Raw genomic sequence first — 16,930 nt, 5'->3', positions numbered from 1 at the left:
AAAATCAAGGGATTGGAGTTAATCATAATTAATTAAATCCAAGTTAATTACAATTCAAAAACATCCCTAATTCTGGCGATTCGAAACCCTTTGGAAAGTACCATTTTAGACTCCTCGCTAGTCGGATCAATCACAGGGTTAGTATGGTTGAAATGAATGAAAACCACCTTTGCTTTATCCTCCGCAGACAAGGTTTTAAATTTTTCCATGCTTTCTAAAATGAAAGGATGGGGAATCTCAGCCATATCACGATTATTCAATTCTTTCCCACTAAAGAATGTAGCATCTACAAAAGCATAATCTACCCTCTTAATCTCATCAATGATATCGCGCTCCCACTTTTCCCATTTGTCAATATCAGGGATGAAAAGCGCCGTCTTACTCGGACCAATTATCTTGTAACCTACCGTTTCAGAGTACTCATCACGATGAGGAACTCGAATCGGAATCACGGTTAACTCCGCAGAAAGCCTTATAGGCACCTCATTTTCCAATGGGACCAAGTCAATATTCTCATTGCTGACCAACTGTGCCCAAGGCCCATTGTTAGTTAGAAATTCTCTCATTTTCGGCATGGCAAAAACCGGAACCTTATTCGCTCCACGAGCCTCTTTCCCTAGAAACATCAAGCCCGCATAATGTCCAATATGTGCATGTGTCAGAAAAATCCCATCGGGCATTTCGGCTGTACTTTCTGTGCCAAAATGGTTTAGTTCTTTACTTTGTCTGCTGATGTCAGGAGTTGCCTCGAATAGGTATTTCTTCTTGCTTTCAGCATCAAATAAGCCCAAAGAAACCACTTGTCTATCCTTGTCTGGATTTTCAAAAAGATCCCTGCAACATTCCTTATCACAACCGATATGGGGCGAACCTCCATCTTGAATCGTACCGAGAACGATTAGCGAAGTTTTCCCAGCAGCTGACTTCTGAGCATCGGCAACTTGGTTTACAGAAGAATTATCGGAGCATGCATTTAAAAAAAGTAGGATTAAAATAACTGGAAAAAGGGTTTTCATGTGTGAAAAGAAAATTTGTGCAGGTGAAGACTGTCTAGGATTGGAGATTAATTAACAAATTTATAAGAATATCCCTTCTGCCACTTCCCATTCAAACATCCTCCCAAAATCGGATATTCCCTTGGGAGCTTCCTTTATTTTTATGGAAGTGTTAGATTCATTTTCACCTGAAATATTACCGGATCGAGACATTATTATTCCTTTATAGAAATCAAATTCCTGGTAATGAGAATCACCACTTCCTGCACTTATACCATTTGTCTTTGCACCTACAATTTGCATATCTGCATCAAAGAACTTGAAATAGTAGGATACTTCCGACCTAACAAACTCATAGCTGATTTCCAGTATTCCGCCATCAATTTTTAGTTCAGGTATCAGATTAGAAATCATTCCTCCCTCATCTGAGCGTGCAATAAATTCATTATTTTGAAGTATTACTTCTTGTTGACCGTCCATATCTAAAAGAATAAGTAAGACTCTTGGTTTACTTTTCGTCGCCAAGCATTCCTCACATCGCCCTTCGGTCATATCTTCAGTTGACTCTAGCACAATAGCCAAATCAAGCTTTTGATCTGCGTTCAAATCACCAGAAACACTAAGCAGTTCCTCCCAACCTGATACCAGCCTGAGAGTCTCAATAGTTTGCCCTCTGAAATCTGGTAAAGCACCACCTATATTTTGAGACATACCCTGATCATAAATCAAGGTAAAAATCAAGAGTAACACATTGAATTTCATAAATTCTAGCATTGAATTATAAAACAAATTTTTTTGATTCAAGATACAAGTCAGGAAGATATCTAGACGCTATAGAATAAGTTTAAAGCTAGTACAAAGAACCTAGTAAAAAATGGAACCCTCCACAATTACATGTAGTTTTGACTACAGTTCGCATCCGTGAATCAAAGATTTAAATTAACCTCATCATGAATAATTCAGAATCAATCATCAATTCTATCAAGGAAACTTCAGGGGATATCAACTGGAAAGAATTGCTAGAAAGCATCATTTCGGCATTTGATTGTTCCACAGGAACCCTCCACAGGCTTGACACTGAATCCAATCTTTTGATGCTCAAATCCCAAGTAGGCATACCGGATTTCCTTTTACCAAAAATGTCTTCTATTCCAATCGGAAAGGGAATGGCTGGTATAGCCGCTGAGCGAAAGAAGCCTGTGGAAATGTGTAATCTGCAGACCGATGATTCGGGTGTAGCTCGGCCGGCCGCCAAAGAAACTAAGGTAGAAGGGTCCATCGCCGTTCCTATGTTGTTGGAAGGCAAACTTTATGGGGTTTTGGGTATTGCCAAGTCGGTACCTTATGATTTCACTGAGTCAGAAAGTGAGGAATTATTGAAAATTGGAGAAGAGATTGCCAGAAGTATTAGCTCATCTTAAGGCAAATCAATACAACCACCCGACAGACACTGACAGAATCTATCTGCAGTCCCACGATACAGCAAGCCTATACCCACTATTCATGGATTTCACTTATGCAATTCTAAATGTAAAATTGGATAAGGTTTGCCTGTACCATCCAGTTCAGATCGGCCGAGGATTTCAAAACCATTTTTCAAGTAGAACTTGATTGCTTTAGGATTCTGCTCATTCACATCCACTTTGGTGACAAGTTGATGCTTAATAGCATGATGTAGGAGGGTTTTGCCTATTCCCTTCCCCGCAAAATCAGGATGCACAAAAAGCATTTCCAAGTTTCCCTCTGCCACACCAGAAAACCCTAGAATCTGCCCAGAATCAGCTCTTACACTGTTCAGCTCCACTGCATTCAAATACACATTTAAAATCAATGGCTTGAAAAAGGCTATATCTTCTTCCTTTAAAAAACCATGCGTAGCCCGGACAGAGAGTTCCCAGAGATCTACGACTTCGGGATATTCTGTAACCTGGATTTGATCAAGGTGATAGTTCATAGAATATAAAAATGTAGGTTTTAGCAAAGTCTGCCAAATGCAGAGTCAAAATACCTATCCTCAAAAATAGTCTAAATCAATCTCCTTCGGCAGACACCACACCAACCATACTATCTGCAGTCCCATAATACAGCAACCATTTACCTTTGAAATACACCAAGCCCTCTAGAAAAGTCGTTCCTTCAGGATATTGCCCTGATTTTTCAAAGGCTAATGTGGGTTGAATAAAAGGCTTTTCTACTCGATCTAAAAGTTTCCAAGGCTCCGTAGCTGAGAAAAGTGCCTGTCCACCAGTGTAAACGCGATTACCAAGGTTCTTAACTCCTACCTGCTGGGAATTGCCAGCATTATAGAGCACAACGATTCCATCTTCGGTCAACACAGGTGGAGGACCAGCCTCTACCAACCAAGAATCAAAGTATCCTGCACGAGGGCTCAAGACAGGCACCCGATTTCCCTCATGATTTTCTACTGGTTGCCAATGGATCAAGTCATCTGAAGTAGCTAGCCAAATGTGCGGCACTCCATAATACATCCAATATTTGCCAGCTATTTTGGCAGCTATCAACTTTCCATCCTTCAATTCGGTCACAATAGCACCAGATTTGGATTCTGTGTTATGGTATTTTCCATCCTTCCAATCTTTGAAAATCGGCCCATGCTTCTCCCAATGGCGAAGATCCTTAGAAATGGCCACGGCAAGTCTAGGAACATCCCTATTCCACTGTGTGTAAGTCATAACATACACCCCATCCTTAGTTTCTATGATTCTAGGATCCTCGGTGCCGCCAGTCCATTCAAATTCCTTTTGATTATCATCTTTGGGATAAAAGATCGGTTCTGACTCTCGTACAAACGCAAATCCATCTGCAGATTTTGCCAATCCTATTCTCGAAGTATGTCCACCAATCCCCGTATCACCCAATTTTTCCTCCGCTCGATAGAGCACATATACTTCGCCATTTCGAGCGATAGCTGCAGGATTAAAGGTGGCCATAGACTCCCAAGCCACAGTCCTAGCTGTCATGGGATCTTCGAAAGTACTACCAGCCTGAGGAGAAATTATAGGCTTGGCCGCTTCAGGTCTTTGAAAAGGCCCGAGCATCCAGGTTTTATCCTGTGCTGTTACAGTCAAAAAAGAAAATATCAGCAGGATAAATGATAGGGACTTCTTCATGGGAGCAGGGTTTATTCACATAAGGTAGACTCTCGAACGCTGAGAAAAAAAGATATGTGCAGCATAGACACTAAAGAATTTAAAATCGACCCTAAACCCATCTCAGTTCTTCACAATACACCAAAAAAGAATGAAGATTTTTGATGGGAATAACAGCTTGATAACTTGGAAGTAATTGCTTCCATTTATTCAGCGCTGTCCAGGTCTCTTCAACTCAATAAAGCAACACTTTTCGAATAGCATACAAATCTACCTTTCACATTCAAAAAACTATTAATTACTTTCGGATAGAATTATCAGTGGCTGCAGCCATATCATCTCCTTGATTCAATTTCCCCAGAACCAACTCATAAATGAAGAAATATAAATTGTCGATTGAAGTAGCTCTGTTTGCAGTCTTGGTAATTTTCGCCGCTGCCTGTGCTAGCAAAGAAGAAGAAAAAACGATTTCTCCTCCTAATATTATTGTGTTTTTGGTAGATGATATGGGGCTGATGGATACTTCACTGCCTTTTCTCACAGATGATCATGGCAATCCTGTCAGTTATCCATTGAATGAGTTTTACAACACTCCAAACATGGAGAAACTAGCCAGTCAGGGAATTCGGTTTTCAAATTTTTATGCCCATTCTGTCTGTTCCCCATCCCGAACATCCATACTCACTGGGCAAAACTCTGCGCGCCATGGCGTCACCAATTGGATCAGATCTGAAGAAAACAACCGAACCGAATTTGGTCCAGCAGACTGGAACTGGAAAGGACTCACCCAAGCTTCCATAACACTGCCACGACTATTACAACAACATGGCTACAAGACTATTCATGTAGGAAAAGCACATTACGGACCCTTCAATAGTGAAGGCGAAGATCCGCTCAATCTGGGATTTGACATCAATATTGCCGGGAGCTCAATTGGGCAACCGGGGAGCTATTTGGGCACGGAATCCTTTGGACTGACGGGAGGAAATAAATCGAGAGCAGTACCCGGTTTGGAAAAATACCATGGACAGGACATATTTCTGACAGAGGCATTGACACTGGAAGCCAATGCTGCTATTGATCAAGCAAAAGAAGAAGGCAAGCCTTTTTTCCTCAACATGGCGCATTATGCTGTGCATGCACCTTTTTATTCTGATCCACGATTTGCAGAAAAGTATAAGGATTCCGGTATGCCAGAAAAAGCCCAGGCCTATGCGACACTGATAGAAGGAATTGACAAATCCTTGGGAGATATCATACAACATGTGAAGGATCTTGGCATGGGAGAAAATACACTTGTAATTTTCCTAGGTGATAACGGTTCGGATGCACCATTACCTATAGAAAATGATTACAGCAGTTCAACTCCAATAAAAGGCAAAAAGGGTAATCACTGGGAAGGTGGAATGCGAGTTCCCTTTATCGCTGCTTGGGTAAGTCCGAATGCCAGTTCACCAAATCAATTGAGATTGCCAATAGCCCAAAATGCTATTCAGGAGCAAGCTGGAACCATCATGGACTTATTTCCTACCCTGACAGCCTTAGCAGATATCCCTAATCCTGAAGGACACATCTTAGATGGTTCTCAATTGCAGGCTCAGTTTAACTCCAAACAAAACAGCAGCAGTGAAGAGCTTTTTCTAAATCATTTCCCTCATGGAGATCATCGCTCAAATTATTTCACAAGTTTGGTAAAATCGAATTGGAAAGTCATTTATCATTATCCCATCGAATCGAAACCTAGGTATGAACTTTTCAATTTGAAAACAGATCCTTTTGAAACTGAAAATCTCGCAGAATCTAATCCTGCCCAACTCATAACAATGATGGAGGTACTTTCCGAAGAAATGATGAACAAAAAGGCTCAGTATCCAATGAAAGATGGACAGGTATTGGAATTAGTAATACCTAAGTGAGGAGACTCGAGACAAGCAGGTGAACCCTTGTTTTCGATCTATCGTGTTGCGCGAAAGGCTGAAACGCCCAATTACAATTTCTTACGTAGCGACAAGCCCCCAACTAATATTGAAATCCCAGCTACAACAGGCCCATATACAATCAGAAATGAATCTCCTGTATTGAGAATTCCTGTATAAGTCCCAATGGTAATAAGTGCCCCAACGAATGTTAAGACAGCTCCTATCCCAATCATCTCTTTTGATTTATCCCGATATGAAGTCTGAACAAGTTGTCGTTGGATTTGATTATCTAGTAATCTAATGATGATTCGAATCTCCTCTTCTTCTATGTCGTTCTTTTCTAGTTCCTTCCTAACGTCATACAGATCGAAGTCTTTGTCGCTAATTTTTTGAAGGTAATAATCTATGATTTTCGCTCTATCCATAGTTGCCAAATGGGATCATATAAAAACTTAAAGTAACAAAACTTGAGATACTCACTTGCATGAATCAGACAAAAAAACCCAAGCCCACTCGAGCTTGGATTTTTTTCTTGAACCCTATCTATGCATCTTTAAATTCATCTCTGTAATTGGTATTAAACAGAAACAATAAGTGCTTTCTAATCTAATTGATAGCTTAAAATCTTTGTCTACCTCCTTCTACCTCCGCTAAATTCCATCGCTTCTCCTTTACCAAAACCATAACTCACCCCTAGAGTCACAAAGCGACCTCTTTGGCGGTAGCTGTATTGATAGAAATCAGGATTCAATGTTTCACTTTCAGAAATTCTGGAAGCAAACACATCTCTCACGCTGAGGTTTACGATAACCTTTCCATTTATGATTTTCTTACGGACACCAATATCGGCCATGGCATAGCCACTGATATTTCTTTGGAATGTTTGATACGAAGAGCGGTAATCACTGACAAGTTCCAAGGAAAAATCTGCTGGTAAGTCAAACTTATTGGTCAGACGGCCAGTCCATTGATTGGATTGAAATCCGAAAGGAGCAGACTCATATGTCCCTGATCTGTCGAAATAATTATAATTAAAATCTGCGCTCAAAGACCACCAATCTGTAGGCGTCATTTTACCATTGACCTCCAGCCCTGTGACCTTGTTAGTCCCAATATTCATGGGCTTGGTGATGTTGATACCATCTTCGAGAATCGTCACGTCTTCTACCGTTTGGGTGATGTATCTATGGTATATGGATGCACTCAGCGAAAATAGAGAATGATCCAAAATCCCTGTCACTTCATAGCTATCAGTGTACTCCGGTAGCAGATCTGGATTTCCCGTGGATACGCTGTAAGTGTTTCGGATATTATAAAATGGATTCAAGTCAAAGAATCTTGGTCTGGAAATCCTTCTTGAATAACCACCTTGCATAGAGAAGGTTTTGGCTACCTTATAGGAAGCATGAACAGTCGGAAATAGATTAGTGAATGCCTGATTATTTTCCTCATCAGTTTCCTCCAACAAGGTATGAATGTTCGTATTTTCCATTCTCAGCCCCACCTTCAACCCGAATTTATCTGCTTCATAAGCCCCCGTCCCATATATTCCCAATACTTTTTGAGTGTAAAAGAAATTATTGGAAAGCTCAGGAATCACCACCCAATCACCTGATTCAAAGTCAGAGATAGCATAGTCATTTTTTACGTCTTGGATAAAATACTGACCTCCTGTTTCCAATGTGAATTTCTCCGCTATTGGCTTGGTGTAATCTACCTGAAAAGTGTATTCAGCTTGGCTAAAATCATTGTCGCTCAATTGCTCCAGCGACTGTGCTCCGTCACCATATGTAGGGATATTGATATAGCTGGATGATTGATCTTTTGCAAAAGAGCTTCCTATCGCACTAACTAGGAGAAAATGATCTCCATCTTCAGTGAAATCACTTTTGAACTGCATTTCATACTGCCACTTTGGATTGGAAGCTTCGGTTTCTTCATTTCTTTGCCAACCAGACAATCGCAACCCCTGTCCATCATAGGTGCTAAAATCCCCTGAAGATGTTTCGGATTCCCCCTCGAATGCATAATTACCTGATGCGGTAATGACATTTCTATCATTGAAGTAATAATCAGTACCTAAAATCAGGTTGAAAAAATTCTCATTCTTTTCCACTTCACCCACACTTTGCACTTCTGCTCCTGTACTCAAATTTCTATTGAGTGACTCAAAATCCTCGGGCATAGTTCGTTTTCCCACTCCGATTTGACTAAAGAGATTGAACTTCTCGGTGCGTTTATTCAGGCTAAAACCTAAACTGTGGTTGTTCGGAACACCAGTGTTTAACGAGACAGATCCATTCACGCCCTTCTTATCCTCCTTTTTCAGGACGATATTGATAATCCCAGAAACGCCTTCTGCATTATATTTGGCAGAGGGGTTAGTCATCACTTCTACCCGATCTATCATATCAGCAGTCAAGGTACCTAGTGCATTTCCGCCGTCACCAGTAAGAACTGATGGTTTACCATTAATCAAAACCTGCACTCCACCTGTTCCGCGAAGGAGAATTTGTCCTTCAATATTTACTGTCACAGAAGGCACGTTATTCAGTACATCCAAGGCGCTGGCTCCCGTGCTACTCAGATCCTGTCCTACGTTGAATACTCGCTTGTCCAATTGAAATTCAGTGGTAGATCTTTCGGCCTGCACCACTACTTCGTTCATCTGCTGCGTATCTTCTTCCAAGGCGATTGTCCCCAGATTAACTTTACTATTTACGACCTGAATATCTTTGATCTGTTGGCTGATAAAACCTATAAAACTCACTTCAACAGAAAAATTCTTACTCTCAGTGGATAAGATTAGAGTCCCATCAGCCAGTGTAGTAGTACCGGCGATCATCTGTCCAGAATCTTCATCCAGGAGTTTGATAGTTGCAAATTCAATAGGATTTTGGCTCTTGGCATCTACTACTTTTCCGGTAACTTCTATACCTTGTGAGTAGGCGGAAGTTGTTCCCAGTCCAAAAAATAAGATCCAAATAAGTATGCGATTCATGGTTTAGCAGGTTTATTTAGCTCAAAATTGGGGCATAGAATCTGTCTAAAAAAATATAACCGATGAACGACCAGACTTTCCCGACAAACTACAAAAAGCCTATTACCTTGTCGTTTGTCGGTAAAATATGGCTGTTTACCGACTTGATTCTTTATTAATATTTTTGAGGAGTTAATTTGATTTATGGATTCAAGCGCCACCCAACATAAGTCTGTAAAAAAGGAATGGATCTTCCAGATCATCATACATCTGCTTGTGTTCCATTTTGTGATTATGGATCATGAAAAGGGACAGCTGAGATACGAGCTTCATTGGTATCAACTTTGGTTTTTCCTAAATTATGTCTGGGCAAATCTCCTGATCAGTTACGTGTTTTTGCCTAAGTTTTTTTACAGCAAAAAGTATTTACAATTCGGATTATACACCTTGTTTGTCCTGGTGGGAGTTTTATTCATCGAGGAATTTTTGCTTGACCCTTATGTTTTCCCAGGAACAAGAATGGCGGATTTCAAGGGAGTCCTTTTAAGTAGTGGAAAGATTCTGTCTGTGTTGGTCGCTTTGGCGGGGATGAAAATCGCCTGGGATGCCACCCAAAGACAACGGGAACTAGACGAGCTGAAAGTGATGGTGAAGGAAAGCGAGCTGTCCTATCTGAATTCTCAGATCAACCCTCATTTTCTATTCAACAATCTTAACAATCTCTATTCTTATGCAGTAGAGCAATCTCCTAAAACACCTGAAATCATTCTAGGACTCAGTGGAGTCCTTCGTTACATGCTCTATGAATGCAGGGAAACCACCGTCCTGCTGAGCAAAGAAATAGAGCATCTTCGCAACTTCATCCAACTCTATGAATTGCAAATTGAGGGTAGAGGAACAGTGGAGTTTGATACAGAAAACATAGCCGAAGACTACCAGATTTCGCCTTTGATTCTGAATGTTTTTGTGGAAAATGCATTCAAACATAGTCAGTCAGGTCAGTCGGATCAAATCAAAATAGCTGTATCCATCAAAGTAAATGAGAGCGGCGAACTTACTTTCATTTGCCAAAATAATTACTTTCCAGTGGAATCTCCTTTGAAGGGCATCGGTCTGGAAAATGTAAAGAAAAGACTCAATTTGCTGTATCCTGAGCAATATGAATTAAAGATTGATCAGAATGGAGAGGAGTTTTTCGTCAAGCTTAAGATCAAACTGAGCAAGGCATGAGGTGTATCATCGTAGAAGATCAGCAACCTGCGCAGCGAATCCTTAAAAAATACATAGCCGATATAGGTTCACTGACACTGGTGGGCACTTTTGGAGATGCTATGCAGGCTATGGATTTTCTCCAGAACGAATCTGTGGATCTAATGTTTTTGGACATCAATTTACCCAAGCTTTCTGGAATTTCTTTTCTTAAGAGTCTTTCCAAAAGACCACAGGTAATTATGACCACAGCCTATTCAGAGTATGCTCTGGATGGCTATGAGCTGGATGTGGTGGACTATCTGCTGAAGCCTTTCTCTTTTGAGCGATTTGTGAAGGCCGTGGGAAAAGTGAGAAGACACACTGAGCTCTCAGGCGAAACTGAAAATCAATCTAAAAAAGAACACTTCATCAAGATCGGTTATGAACATATCCGTATAGCTTTTGATGACATTATTTACCTAGCCGCCGATGGTGATTATTGTGAAGTATGTCTTGCAGACAAAAAGCACCTTTCCTCTGAACCAATGAAAAAATGGTTAGAATTATTGAATCAAGATGATTTTTATAGAATTCATAAATCCTACGTGGTAAATATCCACAAAATCATCAAACTCAGCGGCAACCAAGTTCACCTCCAAGACGACGCTGTTCTACCAATCGGCAGAACTTATCGAGAAGAGTTTATGGAGAGGTTCCTGAAATAATTAAGTCTGATCAAGCTAGAAAATATGCCCCGGCCTGCGTCTCCACATACCGGAAATTCAGCTGTTATGGATTGTAACCTCGAAATTATTAAAGAAGATTTAAAATCCCTGCCTATACACTTTGAACTGGTTTTGGCGGAACCTCGATTCTTTGATTGACTGCAAATCGGCCAAAACAACAGTAAAGCAATCACCCCGGTCTGTGTCCTCACAGACCGGAACCAAAAAGGCCCCTTTCCTAAAAATTGTCAATACTCTGATTGCGCGCTCCGCGTTATCCTTCGTGAACTCGGCGGTTAAAAGATTGAAACACGAGGCTATAAAATCTATCGTCCCGAATGGGACTTATCCATAAATCAACAGCTAGAAACCAACACTTTTTTCACTTCACTCAATGTTAACTTTTCTATTTTAAATTCTCTCAGGCCTCTGTGCGCCCTCCCTGATTTCCGCGCTTAAAACGCCTTAAGGGAGCAGGTTAAAACCACCATGAGTCAAGATCAGCGTATTCTCATCCAAGGCTTCATTCGGCAAAAGCTCTATCAAGGCATCGCTTTCAAGTCCAGTTTTCACGGCTACTTTCTCCAGTTTGAATCCAGTGTCGGTCTTTTCCCGCTGAACCAATACATAGCTTTCTCCTTCTGACACTACCACAGCAGTTACGGGAATCACCCAAGTTTCTTTAGGATCCTGAATAAGCTTTGCTTCCAAAAACATCCCCGGCACTAGTAACTCCTCATCAGATTCATTAATCAAATGTGCATGGACGTTGATCTGCCGCTCATTATTAATGGATTGCCCAACGACAAATACCTCCGCTTCCAGAGTCTTACCAGGTATGTCTGGTATAGAAACCAGCACTTTTTGTCCTTCGTGAACATGTGCCGCATCCTTCTCAAAAACCACCAATTCCATATGCAAATGCTCCTTGCTGATGATGGTCATAGCCTTTCCCGCCACAGGTAAAAATGAACCTTGCACCAAATGAATCCCATCTACAAAACCTGCTATAGGAGAAAGCACTGGTACTTTGGAGCGGATATTCTCTGGCTTCAACTGATCTGCATTGATATTGATCAGTGCCAACTGACGCTTCAGACTCTCTGCTCTGGCTTTGGTCGACTGATAATCTGCCTCTGCTTTTAGATAATTTTTCTGAGATGAAATATTCTCATCATACAAGGTTTTTTGACGCTCAAAATCTGTCTTCAAGTAATTCAACTGGCTATTTGCCTCTAGAAAATCTTGCTGTAAACGGATAAAATCAGGATTTTCTAAATAGAAAAGAACTTCGCCTTTCCGTACAGGTTCACCTTCCAACTTATTCAAGCCTGAGACATAGCCCCCGAAATAGGCTGAGATCTCCTGAATTCCCTCCACTGGAACTTTCACCATTCCTTGCACAGCAATACCTTCGGAGAACTCTTCCAATTTTGGACTACCCCATTTCATCTTCATGGTTTCAAACTGCTTCTGAGAAACCATAATAAAAGGACCTGAAGAAGTGCCTGCTTCGACTTCGACTCCTCCAGATTGGGCTTCATCGGCACCTTTGCATTGAAAGAACAAGAGCGAACCCACCAAAAGCGTAGCGTTCATTAGTGATTTTATAGGAAATTTTCTCATCAGTTCAGAAGGTAGTTGATGTCCAAAATAGTTTGTTGATAGGCAAATTTGCTTTGCAAGTATTGTAGCGTGATCGTCCTGGAATTCTCCATGAGCTGCACATACTGGAGAAAGTCAATTTCGCCTTCTTGGTACGATCGCTGAGCTTGTTCTAGAATTTGAAGCGAAAGCGTTTTACCCTCGGCTTCGTAATAGGTTATCACTCGGATATTCTGATCCATTTGCCGGTACAGTTGCTGCGCTCGTGTTTCCAACTGATTCCGATATTGCTCAGCCTCGAGTTGGATTTTCTGTTGCTGAAATTCGCTCGTTTTCACATGAGATTTTTGCGATCCGAAAAACAGCGGAACAGCAATTCCCGCCTGAAATCCTGGATAAACCTTGGCATTTGCACCTGGGTTTGTGCCACGGAATACCTCCACATTGATATCCGGTAGCAGCTTTCTCTTCTCGGTCTGAATTTGATATTCAGATTGTAGGACAGCGCTTTCATAATATTCTACACCAGGATGAGATGACCATTCTTCATTCACCGGAAGATCCATTTCAATATCCTCCTTGGAAAGTATCAATTCTCCTTCCCAATTCAGCACTAATTTCAGTTGATCCAATGCCATCAGGTAATTCTCATCCGCTTCAGATTTCTTCAGACTGATCTCCTGGCGTTTCCCTTCAGCCGTCAATTTCTCAAGGTAATTACTTTCTCCCGTTTCAAATTTCCGCGAAGCAGCTCGGCTAAATTCGGTATAGAGAGAATCCAAATACTCATAGTTTTCAATCAGCTCCTGCCAATACCTCACTTCAATAAATCCCTTGCTAATCTCCCCTTCCAGCTTTCTCTTTTGAAGTTCAAACTGGCTGAGTTGCATGGCAGCCCCAGCTTCCAAAGCATTTTTTTGTGCTCCGTAGAGGGTAGGAAAAGCAAAACTCTGACTTAGCCCCCACTTTCTGTTAAAGACTCCATTTTCGGCAATGTCATTTTTATCTTCCGCATAATAGACATTCGTCTTGTCGAGATTCCAGCCTTGACCGATTTTGGCATTGGCCATCTCCAGCGACTTGTCCGCAGCCTTCAGTGTAAGATTTCGCTCCAATCCGATCTCAACTGCCTGTTCCAGCGTCAGCGGAGTTTCCTGAGCCTTGGCAGCAAAAGATACCATAGAAATCAGGACTAAGGAAGTCAGGACTTTTTTGGAAGAGGAAGAAGATGATCCTGATTTAGTTTTGAATAAAACATACAAAACAGGAAGCACGATCAGGGTTAGGAAAGTAGCAGAAATCAATCCTCCTACGACCACCGTCGCCAGTGGCCTTTGCACCTCAGCTCCTGCAGAATTGGAAATAGCCATAGGCAAGAAGCCTAGCGCAGCCGCGGAAGCAGTCAGTAAAACTGGTCTCAAGCGCTCTTTGGCACCTCTGATTACCAGATCTTTGATATTTGTATAGTGTGATTCCATGGATTTGAAATGTTCAATCAATACGATTCCGTTCAACACGGCTATGCCGAAAAGTGCGATGAATCCCACGCCAGCAGAAATACTAAAGGGCATATCTCTAGCCCAGAGTAACAAAACTCCTCCTATGGCCGAAAGTGGAATAGCTGAGTAAATCATCAAGGCATCTTGACTAGAAGAAAAAGCAAAGTACAACAGCACGAAAATCAAGAATAAGGCTATCGGAACAGCGATCATCAATCTATTTCTGGCCTTTTGTAAGTTTTCAAACTGTCCACCATAATCAACTCTATAGCCCTCAGGCAGTATAATTTCATTAGCAACAATTGCCTGTATATCATCCACCACAGACTGCAAGTCACGATTTCTCACATTCACACCGATCACTACTCTGCGATTGGTATTGTCACGGGAGATTTTCGAAGGGCCTTTGGTATAGCTGATCGTCGCCAATTCGGATAGCGGCACCGAACCACCATTGGGAAGTTGGATGGAAGCTTGCTCCAAGTGACGGATATCCTTTCGGAAAGGATCCGCAAATCTCACAACTAAATCAAATTGCTTCTCCCCTTCAAACACTTTACCTGCACTCATCCCCGCAAAACCCATAGTCACAACCTCATTCAAATCAGAAATATTCAATCCAAACTTGGCGATTTTGCCTCGGTTGTACTCTATCTTCATCTGTGGAAGACCATCTACTTTTTCCAAAATAATATCTGCGGCTCCCTCTACCCCTTGGATTGCAGCTTCTATTTCTTCAGCCGTACTCAGCAAAACATCGAGGTCCTCACCGAAAACCTTGATCGCCAAATCCGCCCGCACACCAGTGATCAGCTCATTGAATCGCATCTCTATAGGCTGGGTAAATTCATATTCCATCCCTGGTATCACTTCCAGCGCTTCTTTGAATTTCTCTGCAAGCTCATCTTTAGTCTCTACTGTCGTCCATTCGGAGCGGGGAATTAGGGTCACGATCACATCACTTTCCTCCATAGACATGGGATCTGTAGGGATTTCCGCCGCTCCTATTCGGGTCACGATTTGATTTACTTCTGGAAATTGCTTCAGGATTTTCTCTATCTCCGTGATGGTTTCCACTGTATTAGTCAGTGTAGTTCCTGTTTTCAAAAAAGGCTGAATCACAAAATCTCCCTCATCTAGCGTAGGAACAAACTCAGATCCCATAGTGGAGAAAATCAAAATCGTACCCACCAACAAGCCAACAGCGCTAATTAAAACTACCTTCGTATGATCCAAAGCCCAGGTAATCGCCGGTTCATATACCTTGTTTATTCCATTGATTATTATGGTGGAAATATTTTTTGGTCCTGGAGGAGTAGTCTTCAGAAAAAGGGCTGAAACTACTGGGACGTATGTCAAACCCAAAATCATTGCCCCAATCAAGGCAAAGGAAAATACTTCTGCCATAGGGCGAAACATCTTGCCTTCTACACCTGTCAAAGATAAAATCGGAATAAATACGATGATGATGATAATCTGCCCAAAAATCGCTGAGTGCATCATTTTGCTAGCACCAGTAAAAGAAATCTCATCCTTCTTTGCTTGCCGTTGTTTTTTCGACAGCCCAGCCAACTGATGGTCAGCACGCGTGAATTGAAAGGCAATAAATTCTACAATGATCACTGCTCCATCTATGATAATCCCGAAGTCAATTGCTCCCAAACTCATCAAATTGGCATCGACTCCGAAGATATACATCATGGACAACGCGAAAAGCAAACTCAGCGGAATCACAGAAGCCACTACCAATCCAGATCGGAAATTACCCAGTAGCAAAACCACCACAAAAACAACAATCAGACAACCTAAAATCAAGTTCTCGGCAATGGTAAATGTGGTTTTCCCTATCAATTCCGAACGATCCAAAAACCCATTGATAACAATCCCTTCGGGGAGTGAAGACTTCATCTCTTCCAATCTCTCCTTGACCCGATCAATAGTACCTTTAGAATCCGCCCCTTTTAGCATCATCACCTGACCTAGTACTTTTTCTCCCTCGCCGTTGGCAGTAATAGCACCAAATCTATTCGCATGCCCAAAGCCAACCTCGGCGATGTCTCGAATGTAAATAGGAGAGCCATTTCTAACCTCTACGACTATATTCCCAATATCCTCCAAGCTAGAAACCAGACCTTCTCCTCGGATGAAAAAGCTTTCGTTTGTCTTCTCAATATACCCACCCCCAGCGATGGAATTATTCTGTTCAAGTGAATGATATACCTCAGCGATATCAATCTGCATTCCCTTCAATCGCTCAGGATTAATGGCAACCTCATATTGCTTCAAGTAGCCTCCCCAGGTATTTACCTCCACCACTCCTTCGATGCCTGAAAGTTGTCGGCGAACTACCCAATCCTGAATCGTCCGAAGATCAGTGATATCATACTCAGCTTCGTAACCTGGCTCTACGTCGATTACATATTGAAAAATCTCTCCGAGACCCGTTGAGATTGGTCCCATAATCGGCGTTCCGAATCCTTTAGGAATACTTTCTTCAGCTATTTTGATCCGCTCCGCAATGAGTTGCCGGGGAAGGTAAGTGCCCATTTTATCCTCAAAAACTATGGTAACGACCGATAGCCCAAACTTAGAAACAGACCTGATTTCGATAACCCCAGGAAGATTGGCCATTTCCAACTCCACGGGGTAGGTCAGGTATTTCTCCACATCTTCCGTCGCTAGATTCCTGGAAGTGGTAATCACCTGAATCTGATTTGTCGTGATATCAGGCACGGCGCCTATGGGTAGGTTGCTGAGGGCAAACACACCAAAACCTATCCAGGCGGCAATAAAAATGAAAATGATGAGCTTATGCCCAATACTCCATTGTATAATTCGATCTAACATGGGAGGGTCAAATTTGAATTACAAAAATGACCCAAAGGCTTCGTAAAGCCCGAAAAACT

At 41.7% G+C, this 16,930-nt stretch carries 12 protein-coding genes; 4 read left to right on the top strand and 8 right to left on the bottom strand.

Annotated features, from left to right (window positions below; translation table 11 throughout):
- Window positions 1-47 precede the first annotated feature (47 nt).
- A complete protein-coding gene (locus LV85_RS16305) occupies window positions 48-1,016 on the bottom strand; it encodes an MBL fold metallo-hydrolase (protein WP_111321371.1) in 969 nt (322 codons plus the stop codon).
- A gap of 60 nt (window positions 1,017-1,076) precedes the next feature.
- Window positions 1,077-1,769: a hypothetical protein gene (locus tag LV85_RS16300; protein ID WP_111321369.1), complete on the bottom strand. Its 693-nt coding sequence runs from the start codon at window positions 1,767-1,769 to the stop codon at window positions 1,077-1,079.
- Window positions 1,770-1,945: 176 nt separating this feature from the next.
- Between LV85_RS16300 and LV85_RS16295 the strand changes: the two genes are divergently transcribed.
- On the top strand, window positions 1,946-2,416 hold the full coding sequence (locus LV85_RS16295) for a GAF domain-containing protein (protein WP_111321367.1): 471 nt from the start codon (window positions 1,946-1,948) through the stop codon (window positions 2,414-2,416).
- A gap of 89 nt (window positions 2,417-2,505) precedes the next feature.
- On the opposite strand, the gene LV85_RS16290 is transcribed toward LV85_RS16295, so the two are convergent.
- Window positions 2,506-2,949 carry a GNAT family N-acetyltransferase gene (locus LV85_RS16290; protein WP_111321365.1) on the bottom strand — a complete coding sequence of 148 codons (444 nt, stop codon included), beginning with the start codon at window positions 2,947-2,949 and terminating at the stop codon, window positions 2,506-2,508.
- Window positions 2,950-3,025: 76 nt separating this feature from the next.
- Complete coding sequence (locus LV85_RS16285; RefSeq protein WP_111321363.1) at window positions 3,026-4,126, bottom strand: glycoside hydrolase family 130 protein; 1,101 nt, start codon at window positions 4,124-4,126, stop codon at window positions 3,026-3,028.
- Window positions 4,127-4,479: 353 nt separating this feature from the next.
- Here LV85_RS16285 and LV85_RS16280 point away from each other — a divergent pair, with 353 nt between their 5' ends.
- Window positions 4,480-6,021 carry a sulfatase-like hydrolase/transferase gene (locus LV85_RS16280; protein ID WP_111321361.1) on the top strand — a complete coding sequence of 514 codons (1,542 nt, stop codon included), beginning with the start codon at window positions 4,480-4,482 and terminating at the stop codon, window positions 6,019-6,021.
- A 71-nt stretch (window positions 6,022-6,092) separates the two neighbouring features.
- Here LV85_RS16280 and LV85_RS16275 read toward each other — a convergent pair whose 3' ends face one another.
- A complete protein-coding gene (locus LV85_RS16275; RefSeq protein ID WP_111321359.1) occupies window positions 6,093-6,449 on the bottom strand; it encodes a hypothetical protein in 357 nt (118 codons plus the stop codon).
- A gap of 206 nt (window positions 6,450-6,655) precedes the next feature.
- Window positions 6,656-9,025 (bottom strand): outer membrane beta-barrel family protein, encoded by a 2,370-nt coding sequence (locus tag LV85_RS16270; protein WP_111321357.1) that lies wholly within the window; start codon window positions 9,023-9,025, stop codon window positions 6,656-6,658.
- Between the two features lie 183 nt (window positions 9,026-9,208).
- On the opposite strand from LV85_RS16270, the gene LV85_RS16265 reads away from it, so the two are divergent.
- Window positions 9,209-10,234, top strand: a complete 1,026-nt coding sequence (locus LV85_RS16265; protein WP_111321355.1) for a sensor histidine kinase — start codon at window positions 9,209-9,211, stop codon at window positions 10,232-10,234.
- A complete protein-coding gene (locus tag LV85_RS16260; protein ID WP_111321353.1) occupies window positions 10,231-10,920 on the top strand; it encodes a LytR/AlgR family response regulator transcription factor in 690 nt (229 codons plus the stop codon). The genes LV85_RS16265 and LV85_RS16260 overlap by 4 nt, the downstream gene beginning before the upstream one ends.
- A 465-nt stretch (window positions 10,921-11,385) precedes the next feature.
- Here the strand turns inward: LV85_RS16260 and LV85_RS16255 are convergent, their stop codons facing one another.
- The gene (locus tag LV85_RS16255; RefSeq protein ID WP_158531195.1) at window positions 11,386-12,519 is read right to left on the bottom strand and encodes an efflux RND transporter periplasmic adaptor subunit; all 1,134 of its coding nucleotides are present in this window, start codon (window positions 12,517-12,519) and stop codon (window positions 11,386-11,388) included.
- Window positions 12,520-12,545: 26 nt separating this feature from the next.
- The gene (locus tag LV85_RS16250; RefSeq protein ID WP_111321349.1) at window positions 12,546-16,871 is read right to left on the bottom strand and encodes a CusA/CzcA family heavy metal efflux RND transporter; all 4,326 of its coding nucleotides are present in this window, start codon (window positions 16,869-16,871) and stop codon (window positions 12,546-12,548) included.
- Window positions 16,872-16,930 lie beyond the last annotated feature (59 nt).

This window comes from Algoriphagus chordae (genome assembly GCF_003254055.1).
Taxonomy (GTDB): Bacteria; Bacteroidota; Bacteroidia; order Cytophagales; family Cyclobacteriaceae; genus Algoriphagus; species Algoriphagus chordae.
Note: the sequence above shows the minus strand (reverse complement) of the source record. Positions and strands in the feature narration are given on the sequence as shown.

What these genes read in the sequence shown, in the direction of transcription:
- LV85_RS16305 (WP_111321371.1), bottom strand. Translation starts at nt 1,016, where the DNA reads ATGAAAACCCTTTTTCCAGTTATTTTAATCCTACTTTTTTTAAATGCA.
- LV85_RS16300 (WP_111321369.1), bottom strand. Translation starts at nt 1,769, where the DNA reads ATGCTAGAATTTATGAAATTCAATGTGTTACTCTTGATTTTTACCTTG.
- LV85_RS16295 (WP_111321367.1), top strand. Translation starts at nt 1,946, where the DNA reads ATGAATAATTCAGAATCAATCATCAATTCTATCAAGGAAACTTCAGGG.
- LV85_RS16290 (WP_111321365.1), bottom strand. Translation starts at nt 2,949, where the DNA reads ATGAACTATCACCTTGATCAAATCCAGGTTACAGAATATCCCGAAGTC.
- LV85_RS16285 (WP_111321363.1), bottom strand. Translation starts at nt 4,126, where the DNA reads ATGAAGAAGTCCCTATCATTTATCCTGCTGATATTTTCTTTTTTGACT.
- LV85_RS16280 (WP_111321361.1), top strand. Translation starts at nt 4,480, where the DNA reads ATGAAGAAATATAAATTGTCGATTGAAGTAGCTCTGTTTGCAGTCTTG.
- LV85_RS16275 (WP_111321359.1), bottom strand. Translation starts at nt 6,449, where the DNA reads ATGGATAGAGCGAAAATCATAGATTATTACCTTCAAAAAATTAGCGAC.
- LV85_RS16270 (WP_111321357.1), bottom strand. Translation starts at nt 9,025, where the DNA reads ATGAATCGCATACTTATTTGGATCTTATTTTTTGGACTGGGAACAACT.
- LV85_RS16265 (WP_111321355.1), top strand. Translation starts at nt 9,209, where the DNA reads ATGGATTCAAGCGCCACCCAACATAAGTCTGTAAAAAAGGAATGGATC.
- LV85_RS16260 (WP_111321353.1), top strand. Translation starts at nt 10,231, where the DNA reads ATGAGGTGTATCATCGTAGAAGATCAGCAACCTGCGCAGCGAATCCTT.
- LV85_RS16255 (WP_158531195.1), bottom strand. Translation starts at nt 12,519, where the DNA reads ATGAACGCTACGCTTTTGGTGGGTTCGCTCTTGTTCTTTCAATGCAAA.
- LV85_RS16250 (WP_111321349.1), bottom strand. Translation starts at nt 16,871, where the DNA reads ATGTTAGATCGAATTATACAATGGAGTATTGGGCATAAGCTCATCATT.